At 63.2% G+C, this 14,834-nt stretch carries 11 protein-coding genes; 2 read left to right on the plus strand and 9 right to left on the minus strand.

The features are described 5' to 3' along the window. Nucleotides 1-70: 70 nt before the first annotated feature. Both HNP55_RS04895 and HNP55_RS04900 read right to left on the minus strand, forming a co-directional pair. Nucleotides 71-1,462, minus strand: coding sequence for a DUF1501 domain-containing protein (locus tag HNP55_RS04895; RefSeq protein ID WP_184296803.1), 1,392 nt, complete (start codon nucleotides 1,460-1,462; stop codon nucleotides 71-73). Between the two features lie 8 nt (nucleotides 1,463-1,470). After that, entirely contained in the window at nucleotides 1,471-3,174 is a 1,704-nt protein-coding gene (locus tag HNP55_RS04900; protein WP_246448202.1) for a DUF1800 family protein, read from the minus strand. Between the two features lie 197 nt (nucleotides 3,175-3,371). Between HNP55_RS04900 and HNP55_RS04905 the strand changes: the two genes are divergently transcribed. Next, nucleotides 3,372-4,184, plus strand: coding sequence for a helix-turn-helix transcriptional regulator (locus HNP55_RS04905; RefSeq protein ID WP_184296805.1), 813 nt, complete (start codon nucleotides 3,372-3,374; stop codon nucleotides 4,182-4,184). A gap of 115 nt (nucleotides 4,185-4,299) precedes the next feature. After that, on the plus strand, nucleotides 4,300-4,860 hold the full coding sequence (locus HNP55_RS04910) for a YbhB/YbcL family Raf kinase inhibitor-like protein (protein WP_184296807.1): 561 nt from the start codon (nucleotides 4,300-4,302) through the stop codon (nucleotides 4,858-4,860). Between the two features lie 34 nt (nucleotides 4,861-4,894). On the opposite strand, the gene HNP55_RS04915 is transcribed toward HNP55_RS04910, so the two are convergent. The 7 genes from HNP55_RS04915 to HNP55_RS04945 form a co-directional block, all read right to left on the minus strand. Next, complete coding sequence (locus HNP55_RS04915) at nucleotides 4,895-5,110, minus strand: hypothetical protein (RefSeq protein ID WP_184296809.1); 216 nt, start codon at nucleotides 5,108-5,110, stop codon at nucleotides 4,895-4,897. A 44-nt stretch (nucleotides 5,111-5,154) separates the two neighbouring features. Next, on the minus strand, nucleotides 5,155-5,517 hold the full coding sequence (locus HNP55_RS04920; protein WP_184296811.1) for a hypothetical protein: 363 nt from the start codon (nucleotides 5,515-5,517) through the stop codon (nucleotides 5,155-5,157). 259 nt (nucleotides 5,518-5,776) lie between these two features. Then, nucleotides 5,777-6,787, minus strand: a complete 1,011-nt coding sequence (locus tag HNP55_RS04925) for a restriction endonuclease (RefSeq protein ID WP_246448203.1) — start codon at nucleotides 6,785-6,787, stop codon at nucleotides 5,777-5,779. Between the two features lie 5 nt (nucleotides 6,788-6,792). Then, nucleotides 6,793-7,680, minus strand: a complete 888-nt coding sequence (locus HNP55_RS04930) for a TIGR02391 family protein (RefSeq protein WP_184296813.1) — start codon at nucleotides 7,678-7,680, stop codon at nucleotides 6,793-6,795. Beyond that, entirely contained in the window at nucleotides 7,677-10,961 is a 3,285-nt protein-coding gene (locus HNP55_RS24770) for an HsdR family type I site-specific deoxyribonuclease (protein ID WP_221439473.1), read from the minus strand. The genes HNP55_RS04930 and HNP55_RS24770 overlap by 4 nt, the downstream gene beginning before the upstream one ends. Nucleotides 10,962-11,029: 68 nt before the next feature. Continuing rightward, nucleotides 11,030-12,427 carry a restriction endonuclease subunit S gene (locus HNP55_RS04940; RefSeq protein ID WP_184296815.1) on the minus strand — a complete coding sequence of 466 codons (1,398 nt, stop codon included), beginning with the start codon at nucleotides 12,425-12,427 and terminating at the stop codon, nucleotides 11,030-11,032. Beyond that, entirely contained in the window at nucleotides 12,427-14,559 is a 2,133-nt protein-coding gene (locus HNP55_RS04945) for a class I SAM-dependent DNA methyltransferase (protein WP_184296817.1), read from the minus strand. The genes HNP55_RS04940 and HNP55_RS04945 overlap by 1 nt, the downstream gene beginning before the upstream one ends. Nucleotides 14,560-14,834 lie beyond the last annotated feature (275 nt).

The raw sequence follows: 14,834 nt of genomic DNA on the forward strand, positions 1-14,834 counted from the left end.
GAAGATGGGCTCGGCGGAAGCTGCGAAAAATTCAAAAGCCGCAATGGTAGACCGTCCGCCGCGGCCCGCCTCAGGCGCCCAGGAAGCCCAAGTCGCGCTGGCTGAAATTGGCGATCTGCGGCAAGACGCGGGGCAGCTCGCTGCTGCTCACTCCCATCCAGCTGGCCAGGGTGGCGGCCAGCTGGTCCACCGAGGTCGTGGGCAGCAGGCGGCCCTGGCCCACGTCGTCCGGGCCGCCGGGCGCGGCCGCGGGCAGCGTGCCGTAGAAGCGGCCGCCCTTGACGGCGCCGCCCAGCAGAAAGTGGTGGCTGCCCCAGCCGTGGTCGGAGCCATCGCCATTGCTGCTCAGCGTGCGGCCGAAGTCCGAGGCGGTGAAGCTGGTGACCTGTTCGGCCACGCCCAGCTCCACGGTGGCCTCGTAAAAGCTGGCCAGCGCCTCGCTGACGCTGCTCAGCAGAGCCGGGTGCTGGGTGGGCAGGAAGTCGTGCAGATCAAAGCCGCCGATGGAGACGAAGAAGACCTGCCGGCGAGCCCCCAGGGCATTGCGCGCGGCGATCAGCTTGGCCACCAACTGCAGCTGGTTGCTCAGGCTGCTGCTGGTGTCAAAGGGCGTGGCCAGTGCGGACAGGCTGGCGAGCGCACCGCTGACGATGGCTTGCGCGCCCACCGAGCGGCTGACGACGCGGCTCAGCTCCTGCTCCATCCAGTGGCTGCGTTCGGCGGTGATCAGGCTGCGCAAGGCGTCGGCACAGGCTTGCGAGCCGAATAGCGGCTTGCTGATGCCGTTGATGGCCACCGCACCGCTGCTGGAGAGCTGGTATTGCACCGCCTGCTGGCCCGACATGAAGACCGCATTGCCCGACACATTGATGCAGCTGAAGGTGGCGTTACCGTTGGCGGAGAGGAACTGGTCGCCCAGCCGGCCGCCCCAGCCCGAGGTGGCGCCTTCCGGCAGGCTGGACTGCCAGATGCTTTGCTGGTCGTTGTGGGAGAAGAGCTTGGGCGGCAGCGGCACGCTGGCGGCCTTGTACTGGGCCAGGCTGGTGGGCTGGATCAGATTGCCCACATTGAAGAGCACGCTGAGGCGGCCGGCGTCGAACAAGGTCTTGAGCCTGCCCAGCTGCGGGGCCAGGGCCAGCTGCCGGCCATCGGGCAGGGCGAGGCTGGGCGTCAGCGCGGTGGCGCCGAGCTGATCGCGCGGCGTGGCCAGGGTCTGGCGCATGGCGGCATAACTGGCATAGCTGGCGGTGTCATAGGGCACAAAGGTATTGCCGTTGTCATTGCCGCCGTAGAGGAAGACGCAGACCAGGGCCTTGTAGTCGCTGGGCGCCGTGGCGGCGGCCGCTTCGCCGATGCCGGCCAGGCTCAGCGCCCAGGGCGCGGCCGTGCCGGCCAGGGCCAGGGCCGAGCTGCGGCGCATGAATTCGCGGCGCTGCATCTGTTGGAGATGGCTGCTCTTCATGGTGGCCCTCATTTCTGGATCAGGTATTCGGGGCAGGCCATCACCATCAGGATGGCGGCGCAGACCCGGTTGAGCTTGCCCGCATCGCTGCTCGCATTGATGCTGGCCACGGCCGTGGCGATGCTGGTCAGCGTGCTGCTGGACAAGGTATTGCCGCTGAGGCGCAGAGCCAGGTCGTCGACCAGGGCTTTGGCGTCGCCGGCCTTGGCCAGCTCGGCGCTGTAGCTGGCCTTGACCTCGCCGACCCCGTTGGCGATGGCTGTTTGCATGAAGTTCAGATAGCCCGCCACCGTGCTTTCATTGCAGAGCTGGAATTCGGGCGCCGTGATGCCTTGGCTGCCCAGGACCGAGTTGGGCGGCACATAGCCGGGCCTGAAGAAATTGAACACCGAGGGGCTGCGCAACGGGCTCTGGCCCAGGCGGGTGGCGGGGTTGGAGGTGTCGCCGATATTCCAGAGCTCGGTCGCCGAGCTGGCACCAAAGCTGCGCGCCCATTGGATGAAGCGCTGCATGGGCTCGCGCAGCTTGCCCGCGCCATTGCCGCTGGGCAGGCTGCGGGCCTCGGCGTCCAGCAAGACGGCCTTGAGCAGCGCCTTCAGATCGCCCCGCTGGCCGGCGCCGTTGTCGTTGAACACGCTGGCCACCCGCTGCACATAGGCGGGGCTGGGGTTGGAGCAGACCAGGCGCTGGATCAATTGCCGCCCGAAGAAGGGGCCGACATTGGGGTGATTGGCCAAGGTGTCCAGCACGAGCTTCATCGCCTGCGGGCCGCTGAGGCTGGCCGCTATGGACACGTCCAACACCTTTTTGTCGCCGCTGGAAAACTTGGCGGCGTTGTGCACCATGGGCTTGCGCATAAAGCTCGGGTCGGTGGCGCTGGCGTCGTCAAAGTCCCAGCCGGTGAAGACGCGGGCCAACTCGGTGATGTTCGTCTGGGTATAGGTTTCCTTGGGCTTGCCCTGGCCGTCCAGCACCGGGCTGCCGTCGAGCTTCAGCTCGATCAGGCCGATGGTGAACAGCTGCATCAGCTCGCGGGCGTAGTTTTCATCGGGCAGCCGGCCGGTCTTGGCATCCTCCTTTTGGTTGCCGCGCAGATTCAGGTAGACGCCCATGCCGCAGGACAGGGTGACGCCCTCCAGCAGATCGCGGAAGCTGCCGAAGCAGCGCTGCTCCAGCATGTCCACATAGGCCGCCACGGCCATGCCGCGCCAGGCCACCGGCAGGCCGGCCATGGAGATGACGAAGATCTCGCTCAAGGCCAGCACCAGGCGTTGGCGCAGGCCGTCGGGCGCGCTGATCAGCTTGCGCCACAAGCTGCTGTCCACCCCGGCGAAGTTATTGCGGTAGTCCAGCGCGCCATAGCCCTTGGCCAGCATCCAGTCGAAGTGCGGGCTGCTCACCGGCAAGGCCATCTGCGCGTCCAGCCAGGCGGCATAACCCTGAGTCTTGACTGTGGCCATATCCGCGGCGGTGGCGGCAAAGCCGGCCTGGGCCAGAAAGCGGCAGGCCTCCGCATCGCTGGGGCTGGGCGGCGGCGGCGTGGGTGCTGGTGTGGGCGCGGGTGCTGGGTCCGTTGAACCGCCGCCGCCGCCACCTCCACCGCAGGCGCTCATCAGCAAGCTGGTGCTGGCGAGGGCGGCCGTTAGCAGCTGGGGGCCCGGCTGCTGCGGCAGTGCGGGGGGCGGGCATTCAAGTGCTGCGATCTTCTGCATGGGCTTCCCGGTGCGTCATGAGCTTCAAATCATTGTCACTGCTTGGAACGGGCCCGGCCCCCGGCCGGCCGACTCTTGGGCGTGCCAAAGTGCAGGGCTTTGAGATTCTTTACAAGTGGAGACCTGTGTTTGCGGCGCCGGCCCGCGGTGGACAATGCCGCCAGCAGCGCTCAAGCCGCCCACTTTCAAGCCCTCCCATGCCTAGCTCTTTGCCTCGTTACCTCGACGCCAGCGCCCAAACCATCTCCAGCGCCGTGCGCCACCAGGTGCGCACGGCCATGGTGCGTGACGATCTGGTGGGCTGGGTGATGGCCGGCCGCAAGCGCCTGGTGACGCCGGCCGGCGAAGTGCGGTTTGCCGCCGGCGATGTCTTTCTGATCCCGCGCCTGACGCAGTGGGACATGCTCAACGAGCCGCCTGCGGGTGGCCGCTACGAGGCGCGGGTGCTCAGCTTTGCGCCGGGCCTGCTGGAGCGCTTTCATCGAGGCTTCGGCCAGTTTGCCGCCACGCCCGCCCTGCAAGGCTGCGCCAGCACCGCGGCCGATGAAGACTTCAGGGCCAGCTTCAGCCATGCCTTCCAGGCCTTGAAGGCGCAGCAGGGTGAGGATGCCCCCTCCGCCTCAGCCGCCATGTGTGAGCACCGGGCCCTGGAGGTCTTGCTGCTGCTGGCCGAGCGCGGCCTGGTCTTCGCGCCCGCCCGCGAGATGAGCTGGGCCGAGCGCGTGCGCCGCCTGGTCGGCCAGCGGCCGCAAGCGCCCTGGGCCTTGGCGGAGGTGGCGCAGGCTTTTCATCTGAGCGCCAGCAGCTTGCAGCGCCGCCTGGCCGAGGAGTCGGCCTCCTTCAGTCAGTGCATGCGCGAAGTCAGGCTGGAGACCGCCATGGCCTTGCTGCAAGACCCCGAGCTGCAGGTCTCGGAAGTGGCGGCGCGCTGCGGCTACGACTCCCACAGCCGCTTCTCCGCCGCCTTCCGCGAGCGCTTCGGCTTTGCGCCCTCGCATCTGCGGCCTTGATCGCTGCCGACCGCGTGTGATGCACAGCAAATGAAGTCCTCGGGCTAGCGGACGAGGCGGCCGCGCAGCATCATGGGGCCTGATTTTTCTTCCACTCACCCAAGGCTTATCACCCATGAAACAGCTACTCCTTGCCAGTGCATTGTTCGCCGCCACCAGCTTGGCCAACGCCGCCGGCTTCCAGCTCAGCAGCCCCGACATCAAGCCCGGCCAGTTGATGGACGCCAGCTTCGAGTTCAACGGCTTTGGCTGCAGCGGCGAGAACAAATCCCCCGCCCTGCAATGGCACGGCGCGCCGGCCGGCACCAAGTCCTTTGCCGTCACCGTCTATGACCCCGATGCGCCCACCGGCTCCGGCTGGTGGCATTGGTCCGTCATCAACGTGCCGGCCGATGTGATGGCGCTCGCGCCCGATGCCGGCGCCGTGGGCGGCGCCAAGCTACCCCAGGGCGCCAGCCATGTGCGCATCGACTACGGCGTCGCCGGCTGGGGCGGCACCTGCCCCCCGCAAGGCGACAAGCCGCACCGCTACATCTTCACCGTCTATGCGCTGAAGACCGACAAGCTGGAATTGCCTGCCGACGCCACGGCCGCGCTGGCGGGCTACATGATCAAGGCCAACGCGCTGGGCCAGGCGAGCTTTACGGCGAAGTATGGGCGGGGGAAGGCGAAGTAAGTTGAGGTGAAGCCTTCGGCGCCGGGTGGCAGGGCTATGCCGCCAGGCGCGCCCTGATGCGCGCAAGGGTGTCTTCCACCGGCGCCTTCCGCGAGACCTCCAGGCCCAGCTCCCGCGCAATCTGATTGACCTTGGCTGGGTGCAGGGGAATGCCGCCGGCATCGATGGCGGCGATCAGGGCGTGAGCATTGGCATGCTCGGGTTTGGCGGCGCGCTGGGTGAGGCGGCGGCGCAGGGGGGAGGGTTTCATGGGCGGGCCTGCAGAAGTGAAAAGAACAAGAACACGCCCGAGCTTCAAACGCCGGGCGACAGCTTGTCCGCAAACGCAGCGCCCTGAACCGCGGCGCTGATAGTGCTGCAGTCCGAGTCCTCATCCTCATAAATCACCAGAAACCAGAACACCTGCTCGGGCGCGCCCAGCACCGGGTTCAAGACAGACGCCGGCCGAGCGAGCTTCAGCTTGACCTCCAGTGACAGCTCCTCGGCCTCTGCCAGCCCCTGCCGCGGCAGCGCCTCCAGCTCCGGCGTCTCGGCTCTGAAGTCCAACAAGACCACCAGGTCATTGGTCTTGAAGTGCCGCTGCGCCGCCTGCGCAAAGTTGAATACGCGCTCACCCAGCAGCGCGTGCTGACGTTCGGGTAGTGGGAATTCGCTCATGGGGGGCTTGGGGCGGCTGGGGTGGGAGGGGTGGATGGGGTGATTGTCCAGAGATGGCATTGAGGCGCGTCGCTGCCCGATTCCAGCGGGACTTCAGCAGAGATCCCGCAGAATGTCGTGACAGCGTTACGACATTCTGCAAGCCGGCAGTGTGAGATCCAGGTCCTCAGGGATGCGACAGGCAATGCGCCTCATTGCCGCACCAAATACGGCAAATGCGACTCATCCGGCATGCTGAAATGCCACAACATCTTGTCCGTCACGCTGGCCAGTACAGCTTCCGCATCGGGATCAATCGCTGCATGTCAATGTCCATGCGTTCGTACTGTTCAAGCAGAGCCTTGACCAGATCATCCAGGTCCATCAAGGTGACAGGAATGCGGGCTCGTTCCGCCTCGTAGCGGGCGTCTTTGGTAAAGCCGCCCGTGCTGACGTACAGACCCTTGTCGTTGTCATGTCGGCCGCCAAGGAAGCTGCGGATCTCCTGTGATCCCATCGCGGCGGTGCGATGTTTGACCTCCACCACGATGCGTGGATCTTCAAAGCCGAGGCCATCAGGCGAAGCAACGATGTCCTTGCCCCGATCCGATCCGCTGGGAGAAATCCGCGTCTTGTAACCCATCGCACGCAGCAAACCCGCCACGAGTTCCTGCATGTCCTCCCAGTCGAGCTGGCTGACCTTGTCCTTGATGAACTCGAAAGCCTTGCCCTGAATGTCCTTGTACAAGTCATCGACCTGATCTTCAGCATCTGGCGCTGCTGGCGTCGAAACCACGGCTTGTGCCGCCCCACTCAAGAGACGCTCAATTTCGGCGGCAGCTTCTACCGGCACCATGAACAAGGTGGAGATCGCCCCCAGGCTGTTGCGCGTGGCGACTGACAAGTTGTCCCGCATCACTCGCCCGATCCATCGGACCTTGCGTTGATTCGGCTGCTCTGCAGAAGCAGTTGGGGCGTATTCGTAGGCCCCCTCCACCACACCCACCAGATAGCTGCGTTGTGGCGGGCTGTAGGTCAACACCGAATCACCGACCTTGATTTCCCGGACAAAACGAAACACCTGCCCTGCCGAGCTGGGGTAGGTAGATGGCTTGGCTTTGGGGTAGGAAATCTCCACCTGCCGCATGAAAGCATCTCGCCCCTGCAGCGCAGTGAGATCGCCCATTTCATCCCAACCGATGCTGACGATGCTCTCGCGCTCGAATTCATCAAAGCGCCAGCCGGCTTCACCGGCTCGCACCATCCACATGGTTTTGTTATTGCTTGTCATTGGCTCTATGTTCTCTTGTACTTTGGCTTTGCCGGCGCTGCGTCTTCGTCTGGTTCTGTCGGTTGAGGCCGGTCGATGGCCGAGCGTTCCAGCGTATAGAGCAGATTGAGCAGCATGAACTCCTGCAGCGCCGAGACGTCTCGACCTTCGGTCATTCCGTGCGCGCGTGGGTTGCGAAACGCCCCGTAGGCACCCGTGAACAACTGGCTGCGGGCATTGTGTTCGCCGGCCGATACCTTCTTCCAGGTCAGCTTGGATCGATCGCCGACGAATGCGGTGACAAAGGCTCGGCCCTCACCCACTTCCTGGCCTAAGCGCGCCCGTACCAGGTCTTCAAGCTGGCGAAAGCCGACCATCAGCGCGTGGTCCGGATTGTTCTCAAAACCCAGGGCTGCTTGCACCAGATGGCCGTCAAGCACTCCCCATGGCATCAGCTCGGGCAAACGCCTGATGGGAGCGACCGGACCATCGTCGTGGCGAGGGTTCGGCAACAAGTAGCCGTACCAACGTCGAGGTCGCACGGGTTCAGCCTTTTCAATGTCATCCAGATCACCCTGGGTCAACGCTGAGTCGTCGAGTCGCTCGATCAGCACCGCCTTCACCTCGATCTCTTCAACGTCGACGTCGAAGGCTTCCAGCAAGTGCAGCGTGGCTGAGAGCGTGCTCGGGCCTTCACCAGGGTAGCCAGAGCGAAACCCAGACTTCACCGCGACGGTGCCCAGTGACTCCTCTTGCAAAAGCAGTGCATGAGTCTGCCCTGCCGTCAACAGCATGACCTGCTCGATCTGGGTCCCAGTAATCAGCAGACGCTCCACCGCTTGCATGCAACTCTTGGACACGCCCGCCAGCCCCATGTACTGGATTCCAGCGGGCCGATTCCTGTCCAGCATCATGCGGCCCACTTTCTGCCTCGCAGCGCGTACTCAACGGCCAAGTCATAGACCTTGTCGCACTTTTGTTTGAAGGTGCTGCGGTCGTAGCTTTGGGGCAGATCGTCGTTCAACACCCGCTCGATCTCCCCGCGAACCTGCTGCTGCGTTTGCGTGTTGTGGTGCCAGTTCTGCACCAGCACCTTGGGTTGCTCCTCGACCAGGCGTTGCAGCAAGTGCTTGGCCGCCAGCTTGACGCGCTGCGTCTCGTCTTGCGTGAGCGGGTCTTTCTTGAGCAGGTCAAACAGCTCCAGCTCGTCTTCGCTGAGCCCTTCTCGGATGTGCCGCTCGGCTTCTTGCTGCAATTCCTGCGCGAAGGTGGTCAGCTCGTCGAAGTAGTTCTCGGTGGCCGTGGCGCCCGAGTTGTAGGCATCGATCACGTTTTGCAGGCGCTGCAGGAAGTCGGCCCGCGTGCTGTTCTGTGCCAGCATCTCGGCCAGTTTGCGCTGCAAGAAGGCTTGTAAGTCGGCGATCTGAATGTTCTTGTAGGGCGCGTTCTTGAACTCATCGCGCAGCTTGTCCACATTGACCGTGCTCAGGTTCCAGGCCTTGCCGCGCTGCACGATCTTGTATTGCGCCTCGAACTCCTTGGCCGAGAAGGTCTCGGCCTTGTCCACCACCACGCTGGCATCCAGCAAGGCCTCGATCTTGTGCACCGCGCTGTCGATGTCGGTCCCTTCGACGATGCCTTCCATCACTCCGCGCAGGTACTGGAAGGCCGACACCACCCGTCCCTTGCCGAGCCTCAGCACCTCGGGCTTGCAGGCCTCGTAAAGCGAGGAGATGGTGTTCTCGTAGACGTTGAAGGACTTGCGCTGCTCCTCACTGGCGAGCAGCGTGTTGGCAAACTCGTTGAACTGGCCCAGCTTGGTGAACACATCGCCACGATCCAGCGCCTCGTGCAGGGGCACATCCTGGCTTTGGCAAAACGCAAAGCCTTGCTCGATCGCCTCGTCCAGCAGCGCAAACAGCTGGCTCTTGTCCTGCACCGGCAGCTCTTCATCCTCCGGCCCCGCGGCATAGTCGCGCAGCGCCTTCTTCATGCGGCGGAAGACGTTGTAGTAGTCCACGATCTCGCCGTGGCGCTTGCTCACACCGTGGACCTCATACCCGCTCACCCGGTTGGCCCGCGCGATGGTCTGCATCAGCGTGTGGCCCTGCATGGGCTTGTCCAGGTAGAGCGTACTCACCGTGGGCGCGTCAAAGCCGGTCAACCACATCGCGCAGACGAACACCAGCTGCAGCGGATGCTCCGGGTCCTTGAAGTTGAACTCGATGTCGTGGCCGTGCTCGTCCAGCGCATTCATGCGCTGGCGGTGCGGCTTGATGTCCAGCTTCTTCTTGGCGAACTTCTCTTCCTCGCCCGCCTCCTCGCTGACGATCACCGCCATCTGCACCGTGCTCATCCAGGCCTTGAGTTGCTTCAGACGCTGGCGTTCCACATCGTTCTGGGTGCTGCTGATGCGGCCGTTCAGCGTCTTGATCTCGGCCTTCCACAGTGCTTGGACCTTGTCGTGCATGGTCACGGCCGTGAACTTGTCCACCGAGATGACGAGGCCCTTGCCCAGGTAGCCGCGGCGAGGGAAATGGAAAACGATGTCGCGCGCAATCGTGTCCAGCCTGTCCTCGCGCTTGACGACCTCCATCTCCTGCGCGAAACGCTTCTCCAGCTTCTCCTGCGCCTTCTCGTCCAGGTTCTCCTCTTCCAGGATCTGGGCAAACTCCTCGCTCAGGTCCTCGTTCTGGATCAGCACCTCGGGCACGCGCTTCTCGTAAAACAGCGGCACCGTGGCACCGTCTTCCACGCTCTGCTGGAAGTTGTATTCCGAGACGTAATCGCCAAACCAGGCATTGGTCTTGCGTGCCTTGCCCAGCAGCGGCGTGCCGGTGAAGGCCAGGAAGTTGGCCCGCGGCAGGCCGGCGCGTAGGTTCTCGGCCAGGCCGGCGTACTGCGTGCGGTGCGCTTCGTCCACGATGACGGCGATGTCGTCCCGGTCGGACAGCAGCGGGTAGTCGCGGCCCTTGGCATAGCGGAACTTCTGGATCAGCGTGAACACCACGCGCTTGTTCTTGCCCAGCATCTCGCGCAGCTGGGCGCTGTCGCGCGGGCGCACATCGTCCTTGGGCGCCACCACGCCGGTGTGCAGGAAGTTGCGGTAGATCTGCCCGTCCAGATCGTCCCGGTCGGTCACCACCACAAAGGTGAAATTGCCGGTGAGCTTGCGAAAAATCTTGCGGGTGTAGAACACCATCGAAAAGCTCTTGCCCGAGCCCTGCGTGTGCCAGAACACACCCAGCTTGCCGCCCAGCTCGTGCCGGCGCGTGAACTGCTCGAAGGCATTGTTCACGCCCAGGAACTGGTGGTTCTGCGCGATGACCTTCTGCGTCTCGCGGTAGAACACACAGAAGTTCTCCACATAGTCCAGCAGCCGCTCGGGCTTGAGCAAGCCCAGCACCGCCCGCTCCACGCTCAGGCCCCCGGCGGCGATGGCCTTGCGGTCCAGTTGCTCCTTTTCGTCATCCACCCGCAGCCAGTTGAAGAAGTGCTCCCACTGCGCGCTGAGGCTGCCCAGCTTGGTCTCGATGCCATTGCTCAGCAAGCAGATCGCGTTGGCGGTGAACAGCTGCGGGATCTCGGCCTTGTACGTGGTGAGGTTGTCGTCAAAGGCCGCGCGCAGCTTGACATTGCTGTTCTTCAGCTCGATGAACACCAAGGGCAGGCCGTTCACATACAGCAGCACATCGGGCCGGCGGTAGCCATGCTCGCCGCGAATCCAGAGCTGGCTCACGGCCAGGTAGTGGTTGCGGCCAGCGGCCGGGGCGGGGGTGTCGAAATCGATCACCCGCAGCCGCTCGGCCACCGTCTGCCCGGCCTGCGGCCCGCTCTTGGGCTTGTAGGTGACGGGCACGCCGTCGCGGATCAGCCCGTCCATCTCCCGGTTGGCCGCCACCAGGCTCATGGCCGTGCGCGGCAGCAGCAGCTGGGCCATGGCCTGGTCCAGCGCATGGGCCGGGGCCTGTGGGTTCAGCCGCTCCAGCGCGGTGCGCAGCCGCTCGGCCAGGATCACCTCACGCTTATCGCTGCGGCCCGAGCCGTCGTTCAGATCATCGGCCTGGGCCGTGAAGCAGTTCAGCGCATCGAAGCCGCACAAGTGCTGCAGCCGCTGCACCAGGGCCTGCTCGATCTCGTCTTCGCTGATGAAGATCCTGGCTTTGTTGTTGCTATTGCTCTTCGCTGCGGCCACGGCACCTCCCTGGTGTTGCCGGTTGGATTGAAGAAGACGGAACGACTTTTATTCTTGGAAATGAAAACCTAACGGTTCATTGTTACAGCTTCTGCTCGCGCTGGCGCCACCTCTGCGGGCGGCTGCTTCTCGTCTTGCATGCTGGGCGGGAACTGGATGTTCAATTGACCGACGCGGAGTTTGCCGGAGATCAGACGGGGGAGCAGGGCGTCGCGCGTCCTCGTCAAATGCAAGTTAGCTCGGGCGAGCGAGTCGCGCTGTTCATTCAGGGGCTCGACCAGCTTGCAGAATTCAGCTTGCAGGTCCGTATCGGGCACGAGCACTGTCTGATTCGCTATGAACGCCTCGAACTGATAGTTGCTGATGCCCGTCGATTGAACTTGGTAAAGACCAACAAGTCCGCTGTCGTAGTACATCTTCAGGAAGTACTTCATCCATAGCGGCGCAACAACGGCCTGGTCGAATCGGATCAACTTGCAAAAACTGGCGCAGATGGCCGGCTCATCAAGGTGCTCCAACAGCTGGGCAGACACCATCAGGTTTCGGCCCAGCAGTTGATTGGTACTCCCTCCGGAAACTTCAAACACGAAATCGCCGGCTGCCAAAGTTCTGGAAGCCAGGGCTGACGTCTTGTGGAATCGGTAAACGAAATCAGTCCAGTCACCGCCTTGGATAGCCGGGAGATCTGTTCCTCGAAAGACGAACGCTCCGTCGGGGCAAGTCGTCGTGGCTTGTTCCTCTCCCCAGCCCCCGCCTATGTAGTGCAGGATGAGGCTCCGAAGCGGCTTGCTCGCCCAGCCAGCGGGCACACCATTCGAAGACGGTTTTCCGCCCACACCAGGAAACCGCATCCGCACAAACCACTCGCGGTAGATTTCTTCGGCCATGGACTCCAGCAAGGCGATGCGACGCTTGTTGTTGGCGATCAGGTCGTCGTAGCTCTTGAGCGTCGCAGCGATCTTGGGCTGTGCAGCTTTTTGGTGGAGCGTCAGTCGAGTCTTGGTGCGGAAAGCGGTGAACTGGAACCGAGCGACGCCGGTGTGCTGCAGGTTGAACACACCCATGTACCCGGAGGCATAGAGCGCCTGGAGCACGTAGTACAGATAAACCGGGTGAGCCTTGTCTTTGTCGACGCGCAGATGTCGAGCGAAGCTCGAACACAGCACAGGCTTACCACCTCGGGAGTCCAGGAGTTCCTTGGTGATGAGCGCTGTTCGGCCTGTTGATTGCTTGGCGGTGCCTCCGGCCGTTTCAATCAAGATGTCGTCGGCCTGTAGTGCCTTGCGGGCTACCAGATGCTCTGGAATCCAGCGCTGCGGCAAGACGATGGCGGGCGCGTGCAGATCGGCGAAATCCGTACCCCGGATAACGTCGCAAAGTACATGCCCCGGTGCTTCTTGCCCCTCACCCCACTCGCCGTCCTTGGTTTCCGCGATGAGATTTGAGAAGAGGATGGGTTCTTGCATCACGTCGGCAGTTCCTCACCCAACAAGATCGCGACATTGCCGCTGATCGTGCCCTGGAGCACTTGTGCCACATCACTCAGTTCTTGAAGGTGATCGCGTGCGGCGGCGAGGTCAGTCAGAAACTCCTCCTCCGTCTTCCCATCCTCCTCAATCACCACCCCCACATAACGCCCCGGGTTCAGTGACCAATCCTGCTCGGCAATCTCCTCGCGGCTGGCCAGCTTGCACAAGCCAGTGACGTCCTCATACACCGCCTTGGGAAAGCGCTCCTGCAGCCAGCTCACATGCTGGTAAAAAAGCTCGGCGGCTTTCAGTTCCTCATGCAGGGCCTGCACCGCCAGCTTGACCGCCTTGGTCTGGCGGTTGGCGGTGGCGCGCTTGCCTTCCAGCTTGGCGGCCTCGGCCTTGCGCTTGTCCATCTCGCGGATGGCTTTGTCGAGCTGCTTGACGGCGGCATGCAGGCCGCTGAAGAAGGGGGTGAACTGGGCGCGCAGCGCCTGCTGGGCGCTGTTGCGCTCGTCGATCTTGCTGCGCTGCTGGCCGCGCGTGCGTTCGTGTTGCGCCTGGGCCTGCTGCAGCGTGGCCAGATCGGCCCATTGCGCCTGCAACGCGGCAATCGCCTCACGGGCGGCCTGGTTGGCCGCGGCATCCGCAGCAGCTTCCTCGGCCAGCGCGCTCAGCAGGTGTTCGCTCAAGGCGGGCAGGTGCTCGGCGGCTTCCTGCAGCTGGGCCATGCCTTGATGCAGATAACGGTCCACCAGGTCCACAAACTCTTGGCGCCGGCCCTTGTGCAGGCGAGGGATGATGGCGATGTTCTGAATCTGCTCGTCGCTGAGCTCGCGGTGGGCGCGGTCCACCTGGGTGAAGATGTTGCGGGCGTCGATGAAGAGCAGCTTGTCATCGGCCCGTTCACCCTTGTCGAAGAACCACAACGTGGCCGGCAAGGTGACCGTGTAGAACAGATTGGACGGCAGGGTGAGCATGCCGTAGATCAGGTTTTGCTCGATCAGCGTCTTGCGGATTTCGGCCTCGGAGTGGCGCGCATCGCTGGCCGAGTTGGCCATCACCAGCGCGGCGCGACCGCCGGGCTTGAGCGAGGTGGCGAAGAGGTTGATCCAGAGGTAGTTGCCGTTGGGCACGGTTTGGACAGCTTTTTCCTTGCCGTCCTTGCTCTCTGACTTCTTGGCCTTGGTCTTGTTGCGGGGCACGCCGTAGGTGTTGAAGCGGCGGTCTTTTTCCACCGCGTCCAGCGTCACATCGTCCACGTTGAAGGGCGGGTTGGCCATCACATAGTCAAACGCGCCGAAAGCGTTGAAGGGGTCTTCGTAATAGGTGTTGGCCTGCTTGATGTCGCCGCGCAGATTGTTCACGGCGAGGTTCATCTTGGCGAGCTTGACGGTCTCCAGCGTCTTCTCGGTGCCACAGACGAACACGTCTAGATCGGCCGCCTTGTCGGTCTGGTGTTGGGCGATGAAGTCGGCCGATTGCACAAACATGCCGCCCGAGCCGCAGGCGGGGTCGAAGACCTTGCCGCCGTGGGGCTCGATGATCTCGGTCATCAGCTTGACGACGGAGCGCGGCGTGAAGAACTCGCCGCCACCCTGGCCCTCGCTGAGCGCGAAGTTGGCCAGGAAGTATTCGTAAATTTGGCCAAACACATCGCCCGAGGCATCGACCGGGATGTCGGAGAAGAGCTTGAGCAGGTCCTTGGGGATGTGCTTGTTCTTGGAGCTGCGGGTGAAACGGTCGTATTCCTCCTGCGGCAGCACGCCCAGCAGCTCGGGCTTGGTGTTCTCGATGCTGGCCATCGCGCGGCGAACGGCCTGAGCGATGTTTTCCTTCTCGGGCAGCTTGAGCAGGTAGTCGTAACGGGCGTGGGGCTTCAGGTAGAAGCCGCATTTTTCGATGGCGATGTCTTCCTCGCTGCGCTCGGCGCGAGTGCCCTGCAGCTTTTTGTAGGCCTGCTCGATGGCGGCCTCGTGCTGGCGGAATTTGTTGTCGGCGAACTTCAGGAAGATCAGGCCCAGCACCGGGGTGCTGTACTCGCTGGCCTTGAGGTCGGAGTTGGCGCGTAGTTTGTCCGCAGCGGCCCAGAGGTCGGCTTCGAGTTTTTTGAGTTGTTCGCGGTTCATGAATGAGGGCAGGCGTGGGGCTCAGGCCCAGTAGTGGACGTACTCGGCAAGCTTGTTGCTGAACTCTGAGGCGTCCATCTTGCTGCGCAAGATGTCAGTGGCTTTGAAGAGGTGGCGTTCCAGCCGTTTGATGGTGAAGGTTTCGATGGCTGATTCGGTGAGTATGCGGGCTCTCTTGCATTGCGCCTCTCTTTAAAGAAAAACCAATGCTTGGTGGCAAAGAGGGACTAAATATTTGATTCAAAAGAGTTTTTCTGCGCAACGCGACAGGCTCT

Source organism: Roseateles oligotrophus (assembly GCF_014204525.1).
Classification (GTDB): domain Bacteria; phylum Pseudomonadota; class Gammaproteobacteria; order Burkholderiales; family Burkholderiaceae_C; genus Paucibacter_A; species Paucibacter_A oligotrophus_A.